The 25,011-nt window shown below is 37.6% G+C and carries 24 protein-coding genes; 5 read left to right on the forward strand and 19 right to left on the reverse strand.

Features of this window, described 5'->3' with window-relative positions:
* Both feoB and RLO81_RS04095 read right to left on the reverse strand, forming a co-directional pair.
* Window positions 1-2,112, reverse strand: coding sequence for a ferrous iron transport protein B (gene feoB / locus RLO81_RS04090; protein WP_350107614.1), 2,112 nt, complete (start codon window positions 2,110-2,112; stop codon window positions 1-3).
* Between the two features lies 1 nt (window position 2,113).
* Window positions 2,114-2,338, reverse strand: a complete 225-nt coding sequence (locus RLO81_RS04095; RefSeq protein ID WP_350107617.1) for a FeoA family protein — start codon at window positions 2,336-2,338, stop codon at window positions 2,114-2,116.
* Window positions 2,339-2,733: 395 nt separating this feature from the next.
* Here RLO81_RS04095 and RLO81_RS04100 point away from each other — a divergent pair, with 395 nt between their 5' ends.
* On the forward strand, window positions 2,734-3,564 hold the full coding sequence (locus RLO81_RS04100) for a universal stress protein (RefSeq protein WP_350107620.1): 831 nt from the start codon (window positions 2,734-2,736) through the stop codon (window positions 3,562-3,564).
* Between the two features lie 196 nt (window positions 3,565-3,760).
* On the opposite strand, the gene RLO81_RS04105 is transcribed toward RLO81_RS04100, so the two are convergent.
* The 4 genes from RLO81_RS04105 to dxs all read right to left on the reverse strand — a co-directional run bounded on the left by RLO81_RS04105 (window position 3,761) and on the right by dxs (window position 9,116).
* Window positions 3,761-4,900: an alginate O-acetyltransferase AlgX-related protein gene (locus tag RLO81_RS04105; protein WP_350107623.1), complete on the reverse strand. Its 1,140-nt coding sequence runs from the start codon at window positions 4,898-4,900 to the stop codon at window positions 3,761-3,763.
* Window positions 4,900-6,102 carry an MBOAT family O-acyltransferase gene (locus RLO81_RS04110; RefSeq protein ID WP_350107626.1) on the reverse strand — a complete coding sequence of 401 codons (1,203 nt, stop codon included), beginning with the start codon at window positions 6,100-6,102 and terminating at the stop codon, window positions 4,900-4,902. The genes RLO81_RS04105 and RLO81_RS04110 overlap by 1 nt, the downstream gene beginning before the upstream one ends.
* A gap of 250 nt (window positions 6,103-6,352) precedes the next feature.
* Complete coding sequence (locus RLO81_RS04115) at window positions 6,353-7,192, reverse strand: alpha/beta fold hydrolase (RefSeq protein WP_350107629.1); 840 nt, start codon at window positions 7,190-7,192, stop codon at window positions 6,353-6,355.
* A 1-nt stretch (window position 7,193) separates the two neighbouring features.
* Entirely contained in the window at window positions 7,194-9,116 is a 1,923-nt protein-coding gene (dxs, locus tag RLO81_RS04120; protein WP_350107632.1) for a 1-deoxy-D-xylulose-5-phosphate synthase, read from the reverse strand.
* Between the two features lie 165 nt (window positions 9,117-9,281).
* On the opposite strand from dxs, the gene RLO81_RS04125 reads away from it, so the two are divergent.
* Window positions 9,282-10,034, forward strand: coding sequence for a segregation and condensation protein A (locus RLO81_RS04125; RefSeq protein WP_350107635.1), 753 nt, complete (start codon window positions 9,282-9,284; stop codon window positions 10,032-10,034).
* Between the two features lie 318 nt (window positions 10,035-10,352).
* On the forward strand, window positions 10,353-10,943 hold the full coding sequence (locus RLO81_RS04130) for a hypothetical protein (protein WP_350107637.1): 591 nt from the start codon (window positions 10,353-10,355) through the stop codon (window positions 10,941-10,943).
* A 36-nt stretch (window positions 10,944-10,979) separates the two neighbouring features.
* Here the strand turns inward: RLO81_RS04130 and RLO81_RS04135 are convergent, their stop codons facing one another.
* Window positions 10,980-12,047 (reverse strand): App1 family protein phosphatidate phosphatase, encoded by a 1,068-nt coding sequence (locus RLO81_RS04135; RefSeq protein ID WP_350107639.1) that lies wholly within the window; start codon window positions 12,045-12,047, stop codon window positions 10,980-10,982.
* 28 nt (window positions 12,048-12,075) lie between these two features.
* Between RLO81_RS04135 and RLO81_RS04140 the strand changes: the two genes are divergently transcribed.
* The gene (locus RLO81_RS04140; RefSeq protein ID WP_350107642.1) at window positions 12,076-12,942 is read left to right on the forward strand and encodes a diacylglycerol/lipid kinase family protein; all 867 of its coding nucleotides are present in this window, start codon (window positions 12,076-12,078) and stop codon (window positions 12,940-12,942) included.
* On the opposite strand, the gene coaE is transcribed toward RLO81_RS04140, so the two are convergent.
* The 7 genes from coaE to RLO81_RS04175 all read right to left on the reverse strand — a co-directional run bounded on the left by coaE (window position 12,928) and on the right by RLO81_RS04175 (window position 18,132).
* Complete coding sequence (coaE, locus tag RLO81_RS04145) at window positions 12,928-13,533, reverse strand: dephospho-CoA kinase (protein ID WP_350107645.1); 606 nt, start codon at window positions 13,531-13,533, stop codon at window positions 12,928-12,930. The genes RLO81_RS04140 and coaE overlap by 15 nt on opposite strands.
* Window positions 13,523-14,488 (reverse strand): YbbR-like domain-containing protein, encoded by a 966-nt coding sequence (locus RLO81_RS04150; RefSeq protein ID WP_350107648.1) that lies wholly within the window; start codon window positions 14,486-14,488, stop codon window positions 13,523-13,525. Before RLO81_RS04150 ends, coaE begins: the two co-directional genes overlap by 11 nt.
* Complete coding sequence (yajC, locus tag RLO81_RS04155) at window positions 14,488-14,805, reverse strand: preprotein translocase subunit YajC (protein WP_350107651.1); 318 nt, start codon at window positions 14,803-14,805, stop codon at window positions 14,488-14,490. The genes RLO81_RS04150 and yajC overlap by 1 nt, the downstream gene beginning before the upstream one ends.
* Window positions 14,806-14,908: 103 nt before the next feature.
* Entirely contained in the window at window positions 14,909-15,433 is a 525-nt protein-coding gene (locus tag RLO81_RS04160; RefSeq protein WP_350107654.1) for a DUF1573 domain-containing protein, read from the reverse strand.
* 41 nt (window positions 15,434-15,474) lie between these two features.
* Complete coding sequence (locus RLO81_RS04165; protein ID WP_350107658.1) at window positions 15,475-15,789, reverse strand: YtxH domain-containing protein; 315 nt, start codon at window positions 15,787-15,789, stop codon at window positions 15,475-15,477.
* A 7-nt stretch (window positions 15,790-15,796) separates the two neighbouring features.
* A complete protein-coding gene (gene nusB, locus RLO81_RS04170) occupies window positions 15,797-16,936 on the reverse strand; it encodes a transcription antitermination factor NusB (RefSeq protein ID WP_350107661.1) in 1,140 nt (379 codons plus the stop codon).
* A gap of 92 nt (window positions 16,937-17,028) precedes the next feature.
* Window positions 17,029-18,132: a Glu/Leu/Phe/Val family dehydrogenase gene (locus RLO81_RS04175; RefSeq protein ID WP_350107664.1), complete on the reverse strand. Its 1,104-nt coding sequence runs from the start codon at window positions 18,130-18,132 to the stop codon at window positions 17,029-17,031.
* A 160-nt stretch (window positions 18,133-18,292) separates the two neighbouring features.
* Between RLO81_RS04175 and RLO81_RS04180 the strand changes: the two genes are divergently transcribed.
* The gene (locus RLO81_RS04180; RefSeq protein WP_350107667.1) at window positions 18,293-20,083 is read left to right on the forward strand and encodes an ABC transporter ATP-binding protein; all 1,791 of its coding nucleotides are present in this window, start codon (window positions 18,293-18,295) and stop codon (window positions 20,081-20,083) included.
* A gap of 1 nt (window position 20,084) precedes the next feature.
* On the opposite strand, the gene RLO81_RS04185 is transcribed toward RLO81_RS04180, so the two are convergent.
* The 5 genes from RLO81_RS04185 to RLO81_RS04205 form a co-directional block, all read right to left on the reverse strand.
* Window positions 20,085-20,582 carry a hypothetical protein gene (locus tag RLO81_RS04185; RefSeq protein ID WP_350107669.1) on the reverse strand — a complete coding sequence of 166 codons (498 nt, stop codon included), beginning with the start codon at window positions 20,580-20,582 and terminating at the stop codon, window positions 20,085-20,087.
* Window positions 20,583-21,308: a hypothetical protein gene (locus tag RLO81_RS04190; RefSeq protein WP_350107672.1), complete on the reverse strand. Its 726-nt coding sequence runs from the start codon at window positions 21,306-21,308 to the stop codon at window positions 20,583-20,585.
* A gap of 63 nt (window positions 21,309-21,371) precedes the next feature.
* Complete coding sequence (locus RLO81_RS04195; protein WP_350107682.1) at window positions 21,372-23,084, reverse strand: ABC transporter ATP-binding protein; 1,713 nt, start codon at window positions 23,082-23,084, stop codon at window positions 21,372-21,374.
* Between the two features lie 61 nt (window positions 23,085-23,145).
* Window positions 23,146-23,889 carry a tRNA pseudouridine(38-40) synthase TruA gene (truA, locus tag RLO81_RS04200; RefSeq protein ID WP_350107675.1) on the reverse strand — a complete coding sequence of 248 codons (744 nt, stop codon included), beginning with the start codon at window positions 23,887-23,889 and terminating at the stop codon, window positions 23,146-23,148.
* Window positions 23,889-25,011 (reverse strand): thiolase family protein (locus RLO81_RS04205; RefSeq protein ID WP_350107679.1); only part of this gene is annotated, 1,123 nt, incomplete at its 5' end. The genes RLO81_RS04205 and truA, both read right to left, overlap by 1 nt.

Here is a 25,011-nt window from a genome sequence, read left to right on the forward strand (position 1 = left end):
TTATGACAAAAGGTTGTAAACCAACAAGGCCGATAAATAAGCAATACCGGTCATGATTATTAATTGTAGCATGGGCCATTTCCAGCCTTTAGTTTCTCTGTAAACCACTGCAAGGGTGCTCATACACTGCATGGCAAATACATAGAAAACTAACAGCGACATGCCTGTTGGTAAATCATATCTAGCCTTACCTGTTTCGGGATTTACTTCCAAACGCAGTCTGCTTTTAATAGTGGCTTCTTCATCAGTATCTCCAATACTGTAAATGGTAGCCATTGTACTCACAAAAACTTCACGGGCTGCAAAAGAAGTAATCAAAGCAATACCTATCTTCCAGTCATAGCCAAGTGGTCTGATGGCGGGTTCAATTGCTTTACCAAAAATTCCTGCATACGAATGCTCCAATTTATAAGACTGCACCTTATTCTCTATTTCTTCTTCAGAAAGCTGATCGGTTGTTTGTTCCAATACATAGTTTCTGGCATTTTCCTGATGGTCACCAGGGCCATAAGATGCCAGCACCCACAGAATAATAGAAATTGCTAAAATTATTTTACCGGCTTCAAACACAAAAGTTTTTGATTTTTCAACCATCGTTAAGCCAACGTTCGCCCATCTGGGCGCTTTGTAGGTGGGCAACTCCATTACCAGAAAACTGCGCTCCTTTGTTTTTAAAATAAGTTTCATCACTCCGGCAGAGATAATGGCCATCAGGAAACCGAGCAGGTAAAGCCCCATAAGTGCCAACCCTTGTAAGTTGAATACGCCTAGAACATATTTATTTGGGATTATTAATGCTATGAGGATGGTATAAACAGGCAGCCTTGCAGAGCAACTCATAAAAGGAGTCACGAAAATGGTAATGAGCCTTTCTTTCCAGTTTTCAATGGTTCGAGTAGCCATAATGGCTGGAATGGCGCAGGCAACGCCAGAAATAAGAGGTACAACACTCTTACCATTGAGTCCCACTTTTCGCATGATTTTGTCCATTAAAAATACTACTCTGGACATATAACCGGTTTCCTCTAAAATTGAAATGAAGGCAAATAGAATGGCTATTTGTGGTATAAAAATAACAATGCCACCAATGCCCGGTATTATCCCATCGGCAAGTAGGTTAGTAAGCATACTATCAGGTAAAGTAGTACTCACCCAACTGCTGAATTCTGAAAATACCAGATCTATTAAATCCATTGGGATGGTCGCCCAGGCAAAAATAGACTGGAAGATTAAAAAGAGAATACTTATGAAAATGGCGTAACCCCAGATTTTATGCGTAAAAACTTTATCCAAGGTGTCAGTAATGCGCTTTGGAAGTACGGTAAAGTTCTCTTTTACAGAGCCATTGATAAACTCATTGATAGCAGCGTACCGTTCTAATGTTTCTTTTCTGCGAAGTTCATCCTTCGAAAATTTAAAATTACCTTCAATGCTTTCAAGCTTTGCCTTATCCTCATCCGCAATTGAATCGTTAATTTTATGTTGTTGAATAAGTTGATAAGCAACATAGTCGTTGTCAATATCGAAAGAGCTTTTTACAGCTTCTATCGCTTCAGGTGCATGTGCCTTTGCATCAAAAATAGGCTTGCGTTTGTTGTGCTGTAGGCCACTAATGGTTTCTTTCAGAAGATCAAGTCCTTTGCCGGAGCGTGCTTTCATAGGTAAAACCGGCACGCCTAACTCTTTACTGAGTTTTTCAGCATCGATGCTTAATCCTGTTTTTTCCACTATATCCATCATATTCAAGGCCAGGATGACGGGAATATCTAAATCGTGGATTTGAGTAAAAAGAAGAAGATTTCGTTTGAAGTTTGAGGCATCCACAATTACCACAACAGCATCTGGATGAAGGCTATGTGCTTTGTTGGCTAGAATATCGAAAACAATACGCTCATCCTTTGAATTAGGATATATACTGTATGTGCCAGGCAAATCGATTATTTCAACTTTCTCTCCGTTAGGCAGCGTAGTAAACCCTGTTTTCTTATCAACAGTTACCCCCGGGAAATTGCCTATTTTCTGATTGAGACCAGTAAGATGATTGAAAAGAGAAGATTTACCTGAGTTAGGATTGCCCACCAAGGCGATTTTTCTCATATCGCCTATTGCCATCTTACTGAATTGAAATAGTGATTGCCTCGTCAAGCCTTAATGAAAGATCGTAACCAGAAACACTAACGCAAATTGGATCACCTAAAGGAGCAGCAAAATTGAACTTTATTGGTTGACCAGGAAGGCAACCCATTTCTAAAAGCTTAAGCGATAAGGCATCATCCATAAAGCCGCTAATTATTCCACTTTCTCCAGGGCTTAAATCTGCTACGTTTCGTATGTCCACCGCTTTTATTTAGATTAATTATAAACAATGCGAAGATAGAATCTAATGGTGTGATTAACAAAATTTTGAAAGGAAAAGGTATCATAAACAAAAGTGATTTTAGTCAATCAAATTTGGATTAGTTTATAATCGTTTGGTTTTCAGAATAAATCCTGCCTTGGCATGTGTTTTCACGAGACAAAAATGTTATTCTTTATTAGATACTTCAATTAGCGTTCCTTTTCATCATTTTTTCAAGCTAGTATTTTTTTTTGCGGACATAAACCAAGGTTGGGGTTTACCTGAGGTTATTAAAGTTATGAACTATTGATTTCAATCATTTGATCTACTGACAGTCCTCATACTAACTAAAAAATAAAAGAGGGAACTTCGGTTATCATCAAAAGAACAGAGCAATGAAACGCATTTTGGTACCTACCGACTTTTCATCTAATGCTAATAATGCAGCCAAGGTTGCGTTGTCATTAGCAAAAAAATCTGGAGCCGAACTTCATTTCTATCATGTTGTGTATACTCCAACAGATTGGGATAAAATGACGGATGAAATGAAGGAAAAATACCCAGAATCCTCTCATAAAGTTGAGTCCGCCAAAATGTCTTTGGAAAAGCTCGTATCAGATAAAATGTTTGATACTGTGAAGGTGGCTAAAACACTTGCTTTTGGAAATCCTATAGATGAAATCAATCATTTTCTTTCTAAGAATGATGTGGATCTGATTGTAGTTGGTTCTCATGGAACCTCGCATAAAGCCGACCTTTTTATAGGAAGCAACACTCAGCGGATAATGCGAAGCACAAAAATACCTGTTGTTGCTGTTAAAGATTCTTTTGCGCTTAAGGAGCTAGACAGAATAGTTTTTGCTTCCAATTTTGATAAAGAGGCTGAGGTTCCTTTTAAAAAGATGGAAGCTATTTCAAAAGCCTTAGGTGCACATTTAGATCTAATTTATATTAATACACCGCATAATTTTAAAACCTCAGAAGAGATTGATGTTGTGATAAGTAACTTTTTGAAAAGTACGAATTCAAATAAAGATATCCAGGTTAGAAATGATCACGATGTAGCTAAAGGGATACTTAGCTATTGCAAAAAAGCAGGTGCGGATATGGCAGTATTAATTAATCACAGAAAAGCCTACAAAGCGCACTATCTGATAGGGGTAACCGAAACCTTGGTTTTCCAGGCCGATTTTCCGGTGATAAGCATAAATGTGAGTGAAGGTTAATTTAAAATAGGGCAATTAACCACACCCCAAATTCTTCTTTAAATCCCTCATACCCTTGGCTCGTGTTTTCACGAGTCGAACCTAAGATTTTTTGGTATACTACTTTTAGCGACATGTTTAAGGACGTTTTTTCAATCTAATCTTGTTTTGTGTGGACACAAACCAAGGGTTAAGGGTTTTGAAAAAGTATATTGATCTAATCGGCTCTTGCATTTACTTCACTAGCTTCTAGAAGCGTATATAAATATCTTTCTACAATTATTTGTATGACAATATCAGGGGTTTCTTTTTCAACAATTTCCTTGTTAAGCTGATAGTTATGTCCCCAAACGTAGACAGTTCTTTGGAAATGTTGATTAATAAATTGTTGCATATAACCTGCATAAGAGTCTTTAAAAACAACAGCCTTTAGTTTTGATTTACCACCTTCAAATGCAGTTACCGTTATTTCTGGGTGGAAAATTTTAGGGTCAGGCAATTTATAATTTCCGATTGGGGCTTCTTTAAACAAATATCCATTGATAGGATTGTATTCTATGAAAGTGTCTTTGATTTCATACTCCATACCCATCATTGAAACAATATCTCCACCTTTTTTCTCATACCCTCGTATATGAAAGTCAGATATTTGCAAAGGCGTTAGTTCAGTGAAATCTTTATGAATCTTCTTAAAAAGTTCTTGATAACCAATAAATGATCCATTCAAATTCCAATGTGAATCAGTTTTAAAATAAAGGGTAGAGTCTTTTGATTGAAACATAACATCTCTAATGTCAACAATAGGAATATCGGCTTCTTGCAATGCAGGCAATAGTTGCTCTAATCGAGATTTAGCTCCAATTTTCTTAATATAATCCGGAAGTTTGTCATGATATATTGTGTGTTTGTTTGGTACAATTAACAAATAGTATTTTATACCCAATTCAGACAAATCATTAGTGCACTTCTCTATTGATTTTCGAATTTCAACAACTTCAGATTCAGTAAAAGGCCTAACGGCTCTATAGTCGTCAATTACATGCTGAAAATTGGAAAAATACCAACCATCCTTTCCAACAACTAGACTATTGTCTTTAAATGGCTTTGAGCTTAAGCTTCTTTTTATCTTCATATTGATGTCAAAATACAAGCTTCTACCATGAAAATTGTCTTTGAAATATTCCTGTAATTCTCTGGGAATCTCTGAAAAATCGGTCGAATCAAGTGATAAAGTAGCAAGAGTTCGGTTTTCTATATTTTTATTTTCTGGTAGAATATTAAAAACAGTATCAATTAGAGGTAGAAATACTATCAATATAAAAAGGGAGGAAAATATGTAGCGTCCAATTTTTAACATTAGAATCTAAAGTAGATGAAAGGGCTGTATGTGTCTGCCGCCATGTAAGAAATACTAATAAGAAATAAGGCTATTAGAAGACTATAATACGATGTTTTCAATATTGGCCCCCATTTACCAGAATTCATTTGTATAAGGTCCTGCAATTTATTCTTTACTGGAGTTGATAAAATAACTGCAAGAACTGAAATGATAACAACTTCTTTATTAATTAAATATTTAACATTATTTGGAAATTCAAGGCTAGTAGACGGGATGAACAATTTTTCTAAGTAATTAATAGCGTGGGCTAGAGTATCAGCTCTAAAAAATACCCAGCCTACAACTACCACAATTAGCAAATAGGCATGAGAAAAAACGGGGAGTATTTTTTTTGGTTTTAGTACTCTTTCTATGATTAAAAATAATCCGTGATACATGCCCCAAACCACAAAATTCCATTTAGCACCATGCCAAATACCGGTTAAAAGAAAAACTATAATCAGATTAATATAAGTACGAGTTATACCTGAGCGATTACCACCAAGTGGTATATAAAGATAATCTCTGAACCAAGTAGAAAGTGAGATATGCCATCTTCGCCAAAATTCCTTCACTGATTTAGCTATGTATGGGTAGTTAAAATTTTCAAGAAACTCAAAACCTAACATACGCCCCAATCCAATAGCCATGTCGGAATATCCTGAAAAATCAAAATAAATCTGGAAGGTATATGCTAAAATACCTATCCAGGCTAACGCTGTATCTAATTCAGTATTACCATAATTAAAAACGGTATCAGCAATATAGGCCATATTGTCAGCGATAAGTATTTTTTTGACAAAACCGATAATAAATCGTTGAACGCCACTTTCGAACTTGGCCAGTGTAATACTCCTTTGCTTGAGTTGATCATTAATATCATGATATCTAACAATTGGCCCAGCAATAAGCTGGGGGAACAATGATATATATAATGCCAGGTCAAAAAAGTTTTTCTGTGGGCTAACCTGATTTCTATAAACATCTATAATATATGAAAGTGCTTGAAATGTAAAAAAAGAGATACCTATTGGAAGCAATATTGTAGGAAGGTTCAGTAATTCAAATCCAGAAATGTAATTAATGTTATCTGCGATAAAGTTCGAGTACTTGAATACAATCAGCAATCCGAGATTAAATACCAATGCAATAATCAATGCTAAAACTCGGTTATGACTCATTAATTTTAGACCAATCAAATAATTAATGATAATCGAACTAAGCATTACTAATATCATTACTGGTTCACCCCAGGAATAGAATAGTAAGCTTGCCGCTAATAATATGTAATTATGGTGTTTTTTATTGGCGACCCATATTAGAAACAAACAGACAGGCAAAAAGCAAAAAAGGAATATTGCTGATGAAAATAGCATTAATAGAACCTTTATATTGTAAAGTTCAATGCTAATAAGATATTCTTAAACATTTTCATCCACACCCCAAATTCTTCTTTAAATCTCGATCAGGAAGAGTACCAGCATCTTCAGAATCATCGGAAGGATATACTTTCGAAAGGAACTCATTGATAGCAATAAAACATTTCTGAGTTGCTTCATACATGCCCATATGGGCCACATCTTTTAATTCAGCAATAGTGGCGTCTTTCATTAACCCGTATTGCGCTCGTGATTTATCAATGGGCACAGAACCATCCTGATCTCCGGCAATAAACAAGGTAGGCTGATCTATACTTTTAAGCACCTCAGATCGGTCGGGGCGGTCGCGCATAGCCTCCATATAACTGATGAGTGAAGCTGCTGAAGTCTCAGCAGCTGCGTTAATCACTACTTTTATCTCGTTTTCGAGATGAGCCCTATTTTTTACATAAAAAAGTTGTTGAACAAATGAATCAGCAAATACCTGAACCCCTCGCTTCTTAACAAATTCAATGGTTTTGTTTCTGGATCTTTTCTTTTCATCATCATCTGCGAAAGAGGTACTATGAAATAGTCCAAAACCTTTGTAGTCCGCAGCGTGCCGTTCTGCTATGGCAAGTGTTACATAACCACCTAAAGAATGGCCAACAAGTGCGCTGTTTAGAAGGTTTTTTTCTTCTAAATAGCCATGAACCATTTCGGCTATGTCCATAATGCTAAAATTGATTGATTGCAAAGGACTTTTGCCAAACCCTGGAAGGTCTAAGGTGATTACCTGATGGCTTAGTGCCAGTTTATTTATCAGGGGCTTCCAAATGGAGGAAGTTTCACAAAAACCATGAATTAATACAACGGGATTCCCTTCTCCAATTATCTCAGAGTGGATATTCATTCTACTTTGTAAGAACTCCTTCCGTCATTGAAATCACTGCCTGGGCAATTCCATCTGGATCAAATCCACATTCTTTTTGAAGCTCGATTTGCTCGCCATGTTCAATAATAGCGTCTGGGATACCTAAACGCTTCACCTGGGCAGAGTAGTTGTGCTCAGCCATAAATTCTATAACAGCACTACCGAAACCACCCATTAGGCAGCCATCTTCTACCGTTACTATCTTCTTGTATTTTTTAAATACTTCATGAAGCATTTTCTCGTCCAATGGTTTCACAAATCGCATATCGTAATGTGCAGGATCTAACCCTTCCTTTTCAAGTTTATTGCAAGCTTCAACCGCGTAGTTTCCGATATGGCCAATAGTTAAGATAGCCACATCTTCGCCATCTTTTATTTTTCTACCTGTGCCAATTTCTACTTCCTCCAATGGAGTTCTCCATTCGGGCATAACGCCCTGGCCTCTTGGATAGCGAATCGTAAATGCCTTTCCTTCTCTCGGTAATTGAGCGGTGTACATTAAGTTTCTAAGTTCTGCCTCATCCATAGGAGCCGAAACGATCATATTAGGGATGCAGCGCATGTATGCAATGTCGTACGCACCATGGTGTGTTGGGCCATCTGCACCTGCAAACCCGGCTCTGTCAAGGCAGAACACTACAGGCAAATCCTGAATACAGACATCATGAATTACCTGATCAAACGCGCGTTGCATAAACGTACTGTAAATATTGCAAAATGGAATTAACCCTTGAGTTGCCTGTCCGGCAGAGAATGTTACAGCATGTTGTTCTGCAATACCCACATCAAATGCCCTGTCCGGCATGGCATCCATCATTATATTCATAGAAGAACCAGATGGCATGGCAGGAGTAACCCCGGTGATCTTATCGTTCTTTTCGGCAAGTTCAACCAGTGTGTGTCCGAAAACATCCTGATATTTAGGTGGCTGAGGTGTTTCGTGTACTTTTTTTCGTATTTCGCCCGTAACCTTATCAAACTTGCCCGGTGCATGCCAAGTGGTTTTGTTTCCTCTTTCAGCTGGGCCATAGCCTTTTCCTTTTGTTGTTACACAATGCAGGATTTTAGGACCTTTAATATCCTTCAGGTCATCAAGAACACTTACTAAGTGGTTGATGTCATGCCCATCTACCGGTCCAAAATACCTTAAATTTAGTGATTCAAACAGATTGCTCTGGCTTAATAAAGCCGACTTTATTCCATTTTCTACTTTGGCAACCACATCTCTGGCACTTGGCCCAAATTTGCTTATTTTGCCAAGTAAATTCCAAACTTCATCTTTAACCTTATTATAGGTATGTGATGTGGTAATATCTGTCAAATAATCCTTTAGTGCACCTACATTCGGGTCTATTGACATGCAGTTATCGTTTAACACAATTAGAATGTTGCTATTTGATACACCCGCATGGTTCATGCCCTCAAATGCTAAGCCGCCTGTCATGGCGCCATCACCAATAATGGCAACGTGCTGTTGTTCGTCATCACCTTTGTATTTAGATGCCACTGCCATGCCAACAGCCGCAGAAATAGAAGTGGAAGAATGGCCTACGCCAAACGTATCGTACTCGCTTTCTTTTCTTTTTGGGAAGCCAGACATGCCTTTATACACTCTGTTTGTATGAAAGATGTCTCTTCTGCCAGTTAATATTTTATGTCCATAGGCTTGGTGTCCCACGTCCCACACCAATTGATCTTTAGGAGTATTAAAAACATAGTGTAATGCCACTGTTAGCTCAACAACACCCAAGCTGGCTCCAAAATGGCCGCCATAAACCGACACATTATCGATAATAAAATGTCTGAGTTCATCACATAGCTGAACAAGTTGCGTTTGATCTAGTTTCTTAAGATCATCTGGACTATTGATTTTGGCAAGAAGCTTTCCGGGTTCGATAAGCATTTTTAATGTAATTGATGTATATCCTTAAACAAGAAGGTAAGGTAACTGTTTTATTTTCGTTTTGCAATTGCTAAATAAACGGCAAAAATACACTTTTTTGTTCAACGCAATCGTAATTTAAACGGATAGTAATATCTTTGAAACAGTAATCATTAAACATTTCCGGTGAGTTTCGAAATTAAGCTTCCCCTATTTGAAGGCCCTTTTGACTTACTCCTTTTTTTTATTGAAAGGGATGAGCTGGATATTAATGATATTCCCATCTCAAAAATCACAAAAGACTTTTTAGACTATTTACACAACCTGGAGCAAATGAATATTGAGGTAGCCAGTGAGTTTATTCTCGTGGCGGCTACGCTTATGCGCATTAAGTCTAAAATGTTACTGCCCCGCCCCCAATTAGATGAAGAGGGTAATGAGATTGATCCTAGAGAGGAGCTTGTGAAGCACTTATTGGAATATAAGAAATACAAATCTGTGCTTGAGGAACTGAAAGAAATGGAAACTAGCCAGATTGATAAGGAGAAGCGAGGTAATTTGGCTAAAGAGCTTCGTCATCTTTCAGAAACTGTCAATGTAGAATCTGAACTTCAGGATTTGGATTTATACAAGCTCTTAAAAGTTTTCCAGAATGTGATGGAACGCTATGAAGTGGAAAAAAATAAACCTCGCCATGAAGTAATTCAATACCCATACACCATCAGTGGCCAGCGAGATTATATCATGGCCAATCTTACCAACAGAACTAAAATTTCTTTTGGCGAAATTATAGAACAGGATGCCAATAAAATAGCTGTGATCTTCAACTTTCTAGCTATCCTTGAACTACTTCAATTAAATATGATCACCTTAATTATTGGTGAGGGCTTCAATAATTTCTGGGTAGAAAAGCTGGATGAAGTGGAAGAAAAGGCGTAAACCTTAACATCCTATTAACTGACTTAAAGCGCTTTCACAATTACATAATAAAGTAGAGAGTTCTAATATTTTTCTCCATTAAACGGCCTTTTAAACGCCTTTTTCTCAGCGAGCTGGTTTCTACTAACTACTTTCTATAGATCACCAAATTTTCTTCTGCCTGAAAAAAACAGGAAACTTTACGATTACTTAACAACCCAATTCTAAATCACTATTTTATTACTTAAACTAATAATAATGCTTTGATTTAGGCTTAACTGGTTTGATGGAAATGCTGCTGAAATTTGTGCCGAACAAAAAGATAAAACCAATAACAACATGAAAGCAGCAAAAATTGAATTGTTAGTACTCTTAATAGTTTTGAGTATTACGGCATTTGCCGGAACGGGCGAGAAAAAAGCAACAAGGTCCTCGAAAATTGAGGTGGTAAAAAATGAAAAGGTGTTTAAATTATTTTACTTGGCCGATGATGAGCGAAATGTGAACGTAAAAATTGTTGATAGAAAGGGTGAAGTACTTTATAAAGAGAAGATAAGTGCTGTAAAGGGATTTACTCGACCTTATAACTTTGAAAACTTACCGGAAGGTGACTATAAGTTTGTTGTTTTAGATGATTCTGGAATCATGGAATTTGATGTTGCTCATAAAGACTTGCAGAAAAAGAACACGCACTATGTAAGGTTTGATGAGTTGAAAAATATCAACGAAAAACTTTATAAATTATCTATTGCAGCGCAAGGTGAGCAAGTCGCAAAAGTGAAAATATATGATGAAGAGTCGAGATTACTTTATGAGCAAAAGGAGTCTTTCACAAACAATTTTGCACAATTGTATAACCTCGAACAGTTGCCCTCTGATGGTTATTTCAAGGTAATAATTAACGGAAAAGCAGAGGTTTTTAACTTCTAACCAAAAGTAAATCTCAAATGAAGGACTGGCGTTTAGCTAGTCCTTTTTTATTTGATGAGCTATCAGATTGTTTTGATACGCATGCTCGGCAGCCTCATACGAATCTTTAACAATCACTAATTCAGTTTCACTCAACCCGGCTGTCGCTGAGCTTATTTTCTTATTTTTCTTTGTTTTGTTCACATCACGGATATAAATGAACTCAATTCTACCGGGATATTCTTTGGCAATTGATGTATAGATTTCTGCATCTTTTTGTCCGCTATCACCAATAAGAATAAATTTTTGATTAGGGAAGGTAATGAGCAAATGTGCAATACTTTCTTTTTTGTGATTATGGGTGCCACCTCCAGAAAAGATAATCTTCCATAAACTGGTTTTCAACTCCTGTAGCTTCATTGGCCCTTTAGGAATTCCTCTAACCTCAAAAAAATCTTCCAGAAAGTCATATAAATTCCATTCACTGCTACTCACATAAAACAAAGGATTATTAGTTGCCTTATTCTTGCCCAGCTGAAGCGCTTCATAGAGCCTTGCAACACCATTAAAAGGCAACCGTGTTTTGGAATTTTTAAGCAGAATAAGTCTGAGTTTTCTCAAAACCTTAGTGGCGTGACTCACCAGCACAGTGTCATCAATATCTGAAACTATAATGTATTCACTTGAACTATTTGCAACGAGTACTTCGCTAGATGATGCAATTTCCTCATTGTATGCCAGACCACCAGCCACACGGAAACGAATCGGATGCCAGCCATCCTTCACTTCCGTTATATTAAATGAGCTCTTGAACATACCTTGTTCATCAGTTATGGCTTTCTGTCTAATATCATAAAAGCTTATTTCTACCTCTATGTTGGCAATACTTTTGCCCAGGTATCGACTAATCATGGCTAGAAAATTTTTTCTTTTCTTATCTCCAGCCTGGCTTTCTTTCAGCGCACGATCGAAAAGTACGTGACCTTGGACATAAACCTGCTTGCCGTTGCTATAGCCTTTGTAGGCAAGAATGGCCGGTGGGCTAAGTACGCCCAAAATCTTTCTAATCCATCGGGTTATAAATGAAACAGGTGTTTTAATAGCTTGTTTTCTTCTTGATCTCAATAAACCTTAATTTAGGATTATTAATTCTATGCGAAAAATACTGTTTGTAATAAATCCGATTGCCGGAGATACCGACAAGGCTAATTTGAAAAATGATATTATTGAAATTCTTGATTCATTTGATATTTCATTTTATGAAACAACAGGCGATGATGATGAGAATAACTTGAATAATGAAATTAAGAAAGTAGTTCCGGAGATTGCCGTGGCTTGTGGTGGTGATGGCACCGTTAATCTCGTTGTTAAATGTATTCTTGGTAAGGATATACAACTGGGCATTATTCCATTAGGCTCGGCCAATGGTTTAGCAACTGAATTAGAAATCCCTGAAGACATTGAAGCATCACTCAAACTTTTTAAGGAACCCAAAGCCCGGCAGGTAGATGTGTTAAAAGTAAATGATGAGCACTTATGCATTCATTTGAGTGATATAGGTTTAAATGCGCAACTAATTAGAAGGTTTGAGAGCGATGATAGCAGAGGGATGACCTCGTACTTCAAACACTTTTTTCAAACACTTTTCACCAAAAAGGCCATTCATTATTCATTTGACTTTGAAAACGACTTTTTTCAATATAAGGCTGAAATGGTTGTTTTTGCTAATGCTAAAAAATACGGAACCGGAGCGATTGTGAATCCAATTGGGGAGCTTGGGGATAAGAAGTTTGAAGTATGCATATTTAAACCTTATCCCTGGTATGCCTTTTTTAGGTTAACCTTTTTATTTTTTGTTGGTAGGCTGAATTATTCGCCATTTGTGAAAATTGTAAGCACTCAAAAAATTATTGTAAAAGGGGAGCAACCAGAGCACCTGCAAATCGATGGTGAGCCGATAGGAAAATTTAAGGAAGTGAAGGTAGAAATTTTACCTGATCAGATTTTAGTGATTTGTTAGGGCAAGTAATTGTTCATGGAGTTTCAATACTTGCGGTATAACTAATTCCTTTTCATTATTCTTAATAATGTAGTCGGCACGTTCTAGTCGTACTTCTTCGCTCAATTGTTTGCTTATGATGGATTCAATTTGTGCTTTAGACCTGAAAGGGTCGCGTTTTAGAACTCGTTGAATCCGTAGCTCTTTTGGAGCACTAACGGCAATAACTTTATCCAAAGCCTTGTAAGACCCGGACTCAAACATTAAAGCCGCTTCTTTTAAAATATAGGGACTATCCTGTTGTTTGCACCATTGCTTAAAATCACGGCCAACGGCAGGGTGGATAATGCTATTTAACAAAACCAGTTTTGACTCATCATTAAATACAATGTTGGAAATATGGTTACGATTAAGCGAGCCATTTATGTACGAATCTTCGCCAAAAATTTTAATGATTTCCTTTTGGATATTAGGATCATTATTGTTGAGCCATTTGGCGCGTGAATCGGCATCGTAAATGGGCACATTAAATTTTGAGAAGACTTTGCAAATCAGGCTTTTACCGGAACCAATTCCACCAGTAATTCCAACTTTAAGTAGATTATCTTTCATTAAAAACTACCTTGGCCGAATCTCGTTCTAGCTTCACGTCTCTAATAAAGCTAGGGAAGGATAATAATTGTAAAGAAGTAAGCGAATCTTTAGGATTCATCAGCTTAAGATCGGCCTTTACTTTAAAATCTGACAATGATATTTCAGGTTCTTTACTTATACTCACTCTATACTTTAAAGGCACAGTAGGAGATTGCAAATATTTGGAGCTGTCAACAGGAAAATTTACAGGTGATATTGGAATGTCCTTAGTTATCTCCTGATATTCCTCTACGCTAAAGGCTATACCCATTGTAGGTGGATTTCTGGAGATCAGCCTGTTATGCTCAATTTCAACAGGTATTTCTTCATTGAAATTCTCATCAATATCATCTTGGGGCACTTTCACTAAAAGTGGTTCAGGCATTTTATTAAGTAGTGATGCAGGACCCTGAAGTGTTATTGAATCGGGAGTAGAAATAATTGGGCTTGTCACCCAAAAATTATCCGATAACTGCAACGAACCGCTGTCAACTTTTAAGGAAAACCGCTTACTAATTCTTTTATCGATATTAAGATAAAGTGTATCTGTAAGCACAAAATTTACATCAAACTCTGCCAGCTGATCGGTGATGGTTCCTAATAAACTTGATCCAGGTAGCTTTTTTACTTCAGTAGGGTTATCCAGGCGAATAGTAACGGGGGTGGTTTTTATACCCAAGTTGTTTCGAAACAAATTCCATCCAACACCGCTAATGTTAATCTGTACATCAGAAGGGGGTTCATTAATGGCTATGTATTTATCGTTGTCATAAACAAATGTAATGGGATACCTGAAGGTGGTGGAGTACGAATCGTTTAATGCATTTAAAAACCAGAACGTTCCTGCTGCCAAAACGCAAAGCGATATTACCCGAAGATTCTTTATCCTTTCTGGACTTAAAGAGGGTAGTATCGCTTTGATTTTATTGAACATTATTTGTTTTCGCCTTCTACTAACGAGCTGGATGAATCCATTGATATGGCAGTACGATTAAAAGTTATTTTCACACCTTTATCTACTTCCAAAACTATTGTTGTCTCGTCTGTTGACAATACTTTGCCATGAATACCGCCAATTGTCACAACATTATCACCTCTCTTAATTTCTTCAATAAATTTCTTTTGTTGTTTTTGCTTCTTTTGCTGAGGCCTGATCATGAAGAAGTAAAATACGATGGCAATACCGCCAAATAAAATGAGTGAAGAAAGCCCACTGCCCTCTGTAGCCTGAAGTAAAATAGAATTTACCATTAGTATGTATAAGTTTTAAGTAAAATAAGTTAATAAAAACAACACATCCCAACCTCGATAAGAAGTTGGGATGTGCAAATATAAAGTATTTAATCTAAGCTAATTATTCTGCTGTAGGTGTCTCTTCTTTAGCAGCCGGAGTAACCATCGCTTTAATTCTTAACGTAGAATTTTTAGGCCATGTATTAGCAGTAATTGTCACCGTTTTATTTTGAACATTGGGCTTACCTTTACTGTCAAATTTTGCAACAATTTCGCCTGTTCCTCCTACCGGAATTGGCTCTTTAGGCCAGGTCGGCACAGTACATCCACAAGAACCTTTGGCACTCTGGATAATCAAAGGAGCTTCACCAGTGTTAGTGAATGTAAACGTATGCTCAACAACATCGCCTTCATTAATTGTACCAAAATCATACTCTTCTTCAGCAAATTCAAAAGTAGGAAGTGGCCCTTCAGGCTTTTCTTCCGGCTGTGCCGGAGTTGCAGCGCCCGGCTTGTTAGATTCAAGCTTCTCTAATTTGCTTTCTAATTCAGCGATTCTTTTTTCCGCGTCTTTATCGCTACCGCATGCACCTAAAACAAAAGCTAATAAGCCTATTGCCAGTGCAGATTTCATAACTCTGTTCATTTTAATTGTAATTTAGGTTTTAACTTTTAATCTAAAGATTTTTAACTTTTATCCTTTTCACCACCTTTGATATGGCTGATTAATTCATCCACATCTTCCAATAATCTTTCAGCTTTTTCTTTTGCATCGTTCACAACCTTTTCGCCATGAGTTTTTGCTTCGCTTAAGGGGCCATCTTTATGATTCACCAGATCATCTAACAAATCTTCAAGCATAATTTTATACTTATCTAATCGATAAGATAATTTGTCTCTGGTATTTGACCCTTTATCTGGAGCGTATAGTATTCCTACGATAGCACCTGTTGCTGCTCCAAGAAGAAAAGCCATAAAAGTGTTTCCTGATTTCTTGCTCATAGTTTTCTCATTTATTGTCTATTAATCCACGGCCGCTTTTTCGTATCACTCCTCTTTTTTCAAGTTCGGTAGCTATTACATCTAGAACACCGTTAATAAAAACTTTACTTTTAGGAGTGCTATACCTTTTAGCCACCTCAATATATTCATTAATTGTCACTTTAACAGGAATACTGGGGAAATTGATCATTTCTGCAATGGCCATTTCGATAATTACTTTATCGGTGGCAGCAATTCGTTCAATGTCCCAATTTTTAGTCTTTTCCGCTATAAGTGAGTTATATGCTTCCTCTACTTTTATACTCTCTTCAAACAGCTTCTGAAAGAACGTTTTGTCATCTTCCCAGTTGTAAGAAAGTTCTTGAAGTTCAAATTCTTCATTCACATCTCCTTCGGGGATTGACTTTAGGGTTTTGGTTACCAGGCTTTTTATAATGGCTCTGTCCTCATCCCAGTTAATATCACTTTCTTCCATAAAGCCTTCGATTAGCTCATTTTTGAAAACGATATTTTTAGCAATATGAAGCACTATTTCCTGATCATCTTTAAAAGACGCGTTTTCCAGCTTCACATACTCTTTATATTTTTCGTCAGTTTTTAAAATATCTTTAAACCACTGCCTTAAATGATCAGTCTCATTAGACCAATTTAAATTCCTCCTCAAGCTAAGTGTTTCAACAGACTTATTGAACCTTATGGCTTTGATTAACAAATTTTTAACAAAGGTTGTTTGATCTAGTTTATGATCTTTTTCTGCAAGGTCTGCGAATTCCACTAATAACAACAAAATGAGAATGTAGCGGTCTACTATTTTTTCAGCCTCTTGTATCATGGTTTTGTTAAAGTGCTTCTGATCCTTCAGGTTTCTGCTATGGTAATCCCTGATGGCTTCTTCAACCACAGATTCTACTTTATTATCAGGTTTGGCCTGATAAGTTTTTTCTTCGAAGAGCGATTTGAAAACTTTTGAGGCCTCTGTTTTGTCTTTTTTTAACTGCTCCTTATCCTGCACCTCCATAGAATTTAAATCGGGAGAGAACGTTTCAGCAATAAAATCCAGGGAAAGGGCATAGTTGGCTTCCTGGCTTTGCTTATAAGCAAAAAGTGTTTGCATCGCCTTGATGCGTAATGTGCGTCTATTGAGCATTTACAGTATTGAATTAAAAACCTTTTTGTTTCTAACAAAAGCGGTGGCAAGAAGCCACCACTTTCAAGACCGCAAAATTAGGGTATTTAATTTTATCTCGGCAATCTAACGTTACCGATATCTGAAATTCTCTTTTCAGCCAGCTTAATTGCCGCATCCTGAGTAGATATATTTTCGCTTTCAGCAACATCAAAGATGTTTAAACACGTATTGTAAATATTTTCTGCTTGCAGATAAGCACTTTCTCTATTGTAATTGCCTAAATATTCTTCGTAAACGTTAATGATACCACCTGCATTAATTAAGAAATCTGGTGCGTAAGTAATGCCTTTATCAACTAACATGTAGCCGTGTTTTTTTTCATCAGCTAATTGATTATTGGCTGCACCGGCAATCATTTGGCATTTTAGCCTTTCAATAGTATCATCATTAATAGTAGCTCCCAATGCACATGGTGCGTAGATGTCAACATTTAAATCATACACTTCATCCATTCCAACTACTGTGGCACCAAACTTTTCTGAGATAGTTTTTAGTTTAGCCTCAGAAATATCTGTGATATATAATTTGGCATTTTCTTTTGCCAGATGCTCCACTAGGTACATACCCACCTGGCCAACGCCTTGAACAGCCACTTTTTTGCCTGTCAGGCTATCAGAACCAAATACTTTTTTGGCAGTAGCTTTCATGCCCAGGTATGTTCCATAAGCAGTAACAGGAGAGGGGTCTCCACCACCACCGCGAACTTCCGGAAGTCCGGTTACATATTTTGTCTCCATCCCGATGATTTCCATATCACGGGTTTTCATGTTCACGTCTTCCGCAGTAATGTATTTACCACCTAAGCTTTGAACAAATTTTCCAAACCTTCTTAAAAACCCTTCGGTTTTCATGGTTGTGGCATCGCCAATAATTACTGCCTTACCACCGCCAAAATTCAATCCTGAAATGGCTGATTTGTAAGTCATGCCTCTTGACAGACGTAAAACATCGGTTATAGCTTCCTGTTCATTGGTGTAGTTCCACATTCTGGTACCGCCACATGCCGGCCCTAGAACGGTGTTATGAATTCCAATAATGGCTTTTAAACCGGTAGGCTCATCATAACAGAATACTACCTGCTCATGACCTAACTTAGAGACTTCTGAAAACAGAAATCCTCCCTCTACCTTTTCCATTTCTTTTACATCCATCATAATGTGCTAATTAGTTGTTTGTTGTAGTTTTGAGCCGATCAAAAGAGATAGCCTCATGAAAATTGTGGCGCAAAATTAATCCTTTTTTATAATAATTCAATCAAAGCAAACGATTGAAACAACCATTCGTCAATCAGTGCGTTGTATTTGAAAGCTTTCTATGAAAGAACTCAGTTATCTAAATAAATATCTGTGGAAATATAAATACCACCTGGCACTTGGTGTTTTGTTTATTATTATATCCAACATCTTCCAAATTATACCTGCACAATTGGTAAGATATGCGTTAGATCTTGTAGCAGATAATATTCTCATTTATAAGTCATTCCAAAACTTGGAATTGCAGCAGAGCATGTATGAAACCTTTGCTTTGAGCATTCTTATTTATGGAGGGATAATATTGTTAATGGCTCTTTTGCGCGGGGCGTTTTTGTTCATGGTAAGGCAGACCATTATTGTGATGTCGCGCCTGGTGGAGTATGATTTGAAGAATGAAATTTATTCTCACTATCAATCATTGCCACTTAGCTTTTACAGAAGAAATAACACGGGGGATTTAATGAATAGAATCTCTGAAGATGTAAGCAAAGTGAGAATGTATTTAGGCCCATCTATTATGTATGGGTTAAGTCTAATAACGCTTTTTGCGATGCTTATCCCCTACATGTTTTCTATCAACGTAGAATTAACATTGTATGCACTCATACCATTGCCCATTCTTTCTGTAAGTATTTATTATGTGAACAACATCATTAATAAACGGTCTGAAGAAATTCAAATTAGCCAGAGTGGATTATCTACGTATGTCCAGGAAGCATTTTCAGGCATTCGAGTGTTGAAATCATTTACTCGCGAGAATGATTCGATTAACAAGTTTGCCAAAGAAAGTAATGATTATAAAGAGAAATCGCTCGACTTGACCAGGGTTCAGGCATTGTTTTTCCCTTTGATTATGGCATTGATAGGGCTCAGCACCATTTTAACTATTTATGCGGGTAGCGTTCAGGTGATTGAAGGCACCTTGACCTTCGGAAACATTGCTGAATTTATTATTTATGTGAATTTACTCACTTGGCCGGTAACTTCTCTAGGGTGGGTAAGTAGTATTATTCAACGTGCTGCTGCTTCTCAAAAGAGGGTGAATGAATTTTTAAAGACAAAAAATGATATTGTTTCCACAGAAGGATTTGTAAAAGAGTTAGAAGGTAAGATAGAATTCAAGCGCGTGGGTTTTGTATATCCTGATTCAGGCATTGAGGCATTAAAAGAAATATCTTTTAGTGTAAACCCTGGTGAATCTTTAGCCATTATTGGTACAACAGGATCGGGTAAGAGTACGATAGCAAATTTGATTAGTCGCATGTATGATGCCACTTCTGGTGAAGTTAAAATAGATGAGCAGGGCATTGAAAAATATGATGTGGTTGGCTTACGAAGCCAGATAGGTTACGTACCGCAGGATGTGTTTTTATTCTCAGATACCCTTTTTAATAATATTGCTTTTGGCAGTGATGAATCAAACGAAGAGACGGTGATAAAAGCAGCCAAAGATGCTGACGTTTATGACAACATTATGGATTTCCCTAGTGGGTTTAATACACGAGTTGGTGAGCGTGGAATTACGTTAAGTGGAGGCCAAAAGCAACGGGTGTCTATAGCAAGGGCCGTTGCTCGAAACCCTAAAATTCTGATGCTAGATGACGCACTTTCGGCTGTTGATATGAAAACGGAGAATACCATACTTAACAGTATGAAGAAGATTATGAAAGGCAGAACTACCATTATTATCTCGCACCGTGTTTCTTCGGCAAAACTGGCAGATAAAATTGTTGTGCTTGATGATGGGAAAATTGTTGAAAAAGGCACTCATGATGAGTTGATGTCAATCAACGGCTCGTATAAAGAATTATATGAGAAGCAGATGTCTGCAGAAGAATCTTTAGAGCAATAGATTATTTAGCCTTAACAGGAAAGAAGACAATCAATTCTCCACTTTCAGAATATATTTCAATAGAAAATTCATCCAGGCGATAGTCATTCGCTGCAGCAAATTTTTGTGCAGCATCTTTGACCTCTTCAGGCAAAGGCATAACAATAGGATGTGCAGTAATTTTAGCCTTGAGCATAGTTACTTCCTTCATTTCAATAGAAGGAATTTTAAAATTAGCAGCCGAAGTAATGCCAATAAACTGACTGATTGAGTCTTCAGAATCTGTGAAGTAATCAACCACTGTAAACTTACTTTCAGATGATTTTGATAATTGTTGGAAATGAGAAATAATACTGTCTAACTCCTGACTTTCCACGCTTCCTTGATAGGGTGACCCATAAATTGTTAAATCATCAGTAAGAAGCTCAAATTCAACTTTGCTATAACCGCCCAAAAAAGAGTAAATAATTATGGTAATTACTAAAATAAGAGTAACAATGAGTAATAATTTTTTTACCATTTAAAAAACCAATCTAAGTCCTACCCCCCCTTGAAACCGTTGCCATCCCGGATCATTTACCACATCAGTATACCATTCGATTTCCATAAAAGCAGCTATAGGAATGGTGAAGTAGGAGTATTCAATACCAATTACCGCTGTTGGTCCTAGCGATGTGAATGCTTCATCGAATGTATCTATTTCAGTTCTATCAAAAGAGACTTCTACCAAATACTCATACTGAATTTCTGTGTCACGATATTGTACACCTGCCCCCACATACCATTGTAAACCTTTCAGAAGCTTTGAAGCATCACGTTGGTATAAAAGCTTACCTTCAAAAACGAGGTCTTTATCAACTACATGACCCAGATACTCAACACTCTGATCTTGTAGTAAAGTATCCGGCTGAGTGATGGTATCGAAATTTTCCCTGTAATACTTGCTATACAAGCCACTGGCTGTTTTACCACCATCAATAACAACACTAAAGTTTTTGTTGGCATAGAATTTATAGGTTAGCGCGAAAGGATCTCCTACTTTTATTCCGATACCGTGATAGGGATATTGACTATCCTCGAACACTGGGCAAACAACACTGGCTTTCGCACGACTGATGTTGATAGGTTTAAATCTACCCCTATGGTGCGAGGTAGCAGTTGGCCTTTTCCTTTTCTGGGCAAAAGCTTCGTCAGCTACCAGAATCAGGAGAAAAACGATTACTATGCACTTGGTTAATCTGAACATTAGCCAACTAAATTAGCCACAATTAAATAATTCAGCGAAATTGATTAAATAAATCGACAAGTGCTAAACAATTTCTTTGTACTGCATATTGTGAAGCTGAGTGTAAAAACCACCCTGATTGAGTAATTCTTCATGGGAGCCACTTTCTTTGATTTCTCCTTTATCAAGCACTATAATGTTATCGGCTTGTTGAATGGTAGAAAGTCTGTGCGCAATAACAATGGCAGTGCGGCCTTTCATCATTTTATCTATGGCCTTTTGAATCATTTCTTCGGTTTCTGTATCTACAGATGATGTGGCCTCATCCAGTACAAGGATTTTAGGGTTGTATACCATGGCTCGCACGAAGGAAATCAGCTGCCGCTGACCCACAGACAACGTTGAACCACGTTCCATCACATTGTAGTTCAATCCACCTGGTAATCGTTCAATGAATTTTTTAGCACCAACTAATTCGGCTGCCCGCATAATTTCTTCATCACCGATATTGGGATTGCCAAGGGTAATATTATGCCTGATGGTATCTGAGTATAGAAACACATCCTGCAAAACCACACCTATATTGGAGCGCAGGGCATCTAGATCATATTCCTGGATGTCTCTTCCATCTACTTTGATAGAGCCTCTGTTAATATCGTAAAAGCGATTTAGCAGATTTATGATGGACGATTTTCCGGCACCTGTAGCACCTACCAGCGCCACAGTTTCTCCCGGGTTTACTTTTAATGATATGTCTTTTAAAACATATTCATTATCGTTGTAAGCAAACCAAACTTTATCAAAATCTACTTCACCCTCAATATGATCCGGAATATGAGTTCCATTATTTGGAATATGTTCTTCGTTATCCAGCAATTTCATTATTCTGGAAGAACTCACTATACCTAACTGAAGTGTGTTAAACCTATCGGCAATTAACCGAATGGGTCGGAAGAACATCTGAATGTACATGATAAATGCAATAAGCATACCTAATGTAATACCTGTTTCCTCCTGATGGATGACGCCTTTAGCTCCATACCACACTAAAAGCCCAATACCAGCGGCACTTATTATTTCTGCCACCGGAAAATAAATGGAATAATATAAAACTGATTTTAGGTTGGCTCTGCGGTGCTCTCTGTTAATCTCAGTAAATTTTTTATACTCCCTCTTTTCACTACCAAAAATCTGCACGATACTCATGCCCGTAATATGCTCCTGAACGAAACTGTTGAGATTAGAAACGGCATTACGTACATCGTTAAAGGCCACTTTAATTTTTTCTTTGAACACATAAGTACTAATTATGAGTAATGGAAGCGTAGACAAACTGACAAGAGCTAATCTCCAATCCGTGTAAATCATTAAACCTAAAATGAATATCAACTGAAGTAAATCGCCAACCATTGCAGCCAAGCCTTCACTAAAAACATCGGCCAATGTTTCTACATCTGATACGTTGCGGGTAACTAATCGACCAATAGGTGTGCGATCAAAAAACTTCAGTCTTAAGCTCACTAAATGCTTATAAAGTCTAATTCGAATATCTCTGATAATATGCTGGCCAAGCCAACCCGACATGAAGGTGTGTGCATACTGTACAATGGATTGAAATATGAGTAACCCAACTAATAAGATGACCATATTAATAAGCCCATCATAATCACCAACAGCCACTTCATTATCTAAAGTAAGTTGAATTACCCATGGGCGAAGGGGCGCGAGAATACCTAGTGAGATGGTAAGAAAGATTAAAAGATAAAACTGCAGCTTGTAGGGTTTTACAAATTGCATTAACCGCTTCAGTACTTTGAAGTCGACTATATTCCCACTGGTTTCCTGCTCTTTTTCCAATCTATTTCTTCACAATTTCTGGAGGATACGTGACCTCCGTTAAAAATAATCCATGTGCCGGAGCCGCTGACCCAGCCTGTTTTCGATTTTTAGCAATGATAATGTTTTTCACCTCCTCAGGAGCTATTTTTCCAAACCCAACATCTAACAAAGTTCCTACAATAGCCCTAACCATTCCTCTTAGAAACCTATTCGCTCTGATATGAAAAACCAAGTCAGTTCCATTAACCTTCCACTCCGCTTCGGTAATGTCACAGAAAAAGTTGTTCACTTCGGTTTTTACTTTGCTAAACGATTCAAAATCTTGCTTCCCGATAAGTAACGCAGCAGCATCGTTCATAGTTTGGATGTTTAGCGGCCTATTGAGGAAATACTTAAAATCTTTTTGAAATGGATCTTTTTTGGTGGTGATCCGATATTCATACTTTCGGGACAATGCACTAAAACGAGCGTGCCCTTCCTCAATCACTTGAAACATATTATTAATGGCTATGTCCGGACCTAGCATCTTATTAAGTGTAAAAGACAGCTTTTCTGTAAGCGCTTCATCACTTTCTAAATGAAAAAACTGTTGAAGGCAATGCACTCCTGTGTCTGTGCGTCCACTGCCAGTGATAGAGACTTCGCTTTGAAGTACTTTAGAAAGTGCTTCTTCTACCTCTTGCTGAACGGATTTAGCATTTTTTTGCCTTTGCCAACCATGAAAAGTAGTGCCGTTATATGCTATCTCAAAAAAGTAGCGCATTATAACTTTTCGAATATCACTGCAGCTCCTTGTCCCACCCCAATGCACATAGTCGCCAAGCCATATTTAGCACTTTCTCTCTTTTGCATTTCATGCAGTAAAGTGGCGGTAATTCTTGTTCCGCTGGCTCCAAGGGGGTGACCAATGGCAATGGAACCACCATTTACATTTACTTTATCCGGGTCAAGCCCGAGGTCATTCATGCAGGCAATAGACTGTGCAGCAAAAGCTTCATTCAACTCAATCACATCTAAATCATTCACTGATAGCCCAGCTCTTTTCAAAGCTTTTTGTGTGGCTGGCACGGGACCAACTCCCATAATATCTGGTGAAACTCCTGCGATGGCCATTGAAACCACACGTGCAATCGGCTTGAGGTTAAACTCTTTCAAGGCATCTTCATTTACTATCAACGAAGCCGCGGCACCGTCATTTATTCCAGAAGAATTACCGGCAGTTACAGTTCCACCTTCTTTAAATGCTGGTTTAAGAGTGGCAAGCTTATCTACTGATGATAGCCTTGGATGTTCGTCTTTATCGAAAATAATATCGTCACCTTTTCTTTGAGAAATGGTATAGGCTTCAATTTCATTTTTGAATTTTCCTGCTTTATGCGCAGCCTGGTATTTAACTTGTGTATTGTGGGAAAACTCATCTTGTTGCTCTCTGGTTATTTTCCATCGCTCAGCCACATTTTCAGCCGTTTCTCCCATGGCATAAGGGTAATGCATCTTGGCTAGTTTTGGATTGATAAATCGCCAGCCGATGGAAGTATCATACGTTTCCATAGTCCTACCATAAGCAGATTCAGATTTGCCAGTTACAAAAGGTGCACGTGTCATGCTTTCTACTCCACCAGCAATATAAGCTGTACCCTCGCCTAGCATAGTTGCTCTTGAAGCATCCATTATGGACTGAAGCCCCGATGCACAAAGTCTGTTAACCGTAACCCCACCTGTTTCAATGGGTAATCCTGCCATCAAACCAGCCATACGCGCTACGTTTCTATTGTCTTCACCTGCCTGATTGGCTGCACCAAAAATAACGTCTTCGATAAGCTTTGTATCCAAAGAGGGGTTACGCTCAATCAGTTTTTTGATAACAAATGCAGCCAGGTCATCG

This window comes from Fulvivirga sp. (genome assembly GCF_040220315.1).
Taxonomy (GTDB): Bacteria; Bacteroidota; Bacteroidia; order Cytophagales; family Cyclobacteriaceae; genus Fulvivirga.

Excerpts from the sequence above, each read along its gene's own strand:
- feoB (WP_350107614.1), bottom strand. The coding sequence starts at position 2,112 with ATGGCAATAGGCGATATGAGAAAAATCGCCTTGGTGGGCAATCCTAAC.
- RLO81_RS04100 (WP_350107620.1), top strand. The coding sequence starts at position 2,734 with ATGAAACGCATTTTGGTACCTACCGACTTTTCATCTAATGCTAATAAT.
- RLO81_RS04105 (WP_350107623.1), bottom strand. The coding sequence starts at position 4,900 with ATGTTAAAAATTGGACGCTACATATTTTCCTCCCTTTTTATATTGATA.
- RLO81_RS04110 (WP_350107626.1), bottom strand. The coding sequence starts at position 6,102 with ATGAGTCATAACCGAGTTTTAGCATTGATTATTGCATTGGTATTTAAT.
- RLO81_RS04115 (WP_350107629.1), bottom strand. The coding sequence starts at position 7,192 with ATGAATATCCACTCTGAGATAATTGGAGAAGGGAATCCCGTTGTATTA.
- dxs (WP_350107632.1), bottom strand. The coding sequence starts at position 9,116 with ATGCTTATCGAACCCGGAAAGCTTCTTGCCAAAATCAATAGTCCAGAT.
- RLO81_RS04130 (WP_350107637.1), top strand. The coding sequence starts at position 10,353 with ATGAAAGCAGCAAAAATTGAATTGTTAGTACTCTTAATAGTTTTGAGT.
- RLO81_RS04140 (WP_350107642.1), top strand. The coding sequence starts at position 12,076 with ATGCGAAAAATACTGTTTGTAATAAATCCGATTGCCGGAGATACCGAC.
- coaE (WP_350107645.1), bottom strand. The coding sequence starts at position 13,533 with ATGAAAGATAATCTACTTAAAGTTGGAATTACTGGTGGAATTGGTTCC.
- RLO81_RS04150 (WP_350107648.1), bottom strand. The coding sequence starts at position 14,488 with ATGTTCAATAAAATCAAAGCGATACTACCCTCTTTAAGTCCAGAAAGG.
- yajC (WP_350107651.1), bottom strand. The coding sequence starts at position 14,805 with ATGGTAAATTCTATTTTACTTCAGGCTACAGAGGGCAGTGGGCTTTCT.
- RLO81_RS04160 (WP_350107654.1), bottom strand. The coding sequence starts at position 15,433 with ATGAACAGAGTTATGAAATCTGCACTGGCAATAGGCTTATTAGCTTTT.
- RLO81_RS04165 (WP_350107658.1), bottom strand. The coding sequence starts at position 15,789 with ATGAGCAAGAAATCAGGAAACACTTTTATGGCTTTTCTTCTTGGAGCA.
- nusB (WP_350107661.1), bottom strand. The coding sequence starts at position 16,936 with ATGCTCAATAGACGCACATTACGCATCAAGGCGATGCAAACACTTTTT.
- RLO81_RS04175 (WP_350107664.1), bottom strand. The coding sequence starts at position 18,132 with ATGATGGATGTAAAAGAAATGGAAAAGGTAGAGGGAGGATTTCTGTTT.
- RLO81_RS04180 (WP_350107667.1), top strand. The coding sequence starts at position 18,293 with ATGAAAGAACTCAGTTATCTAAATAAATATCTGTGGAAATATAAATAC.
- RLO81_RS04185 (WP_350107669.1), bottom strand. The coding sequence starts at position 20,582 with ATGGTAAAAAAATTATTACTCATTGTTACTCTTATTTTAGTAATTACC.
- RLO81_RS04190 (WP_350107672.1), bottom strand. The coding sequence starts at position 21,308 with ATGTTCAGATTAACCAAGTGCATAGTAATCGTTTTTCTCCTGATTCTG.
- RLO81_RS04195 (WP_350107682.1), bottom strand. The coding sequence starts at position 23,084 with ATGCAATTTGTAAAACCCTACAAGCTGCAGTTTTATCTTTTAATCTTT.
- truA (WP_350107675.1), bottom strand. The coding sequence starts at position 23,889 with ATGCGCTACTTTTTTGAGATAGCATATAACGGCACTACTTTTCATGGT.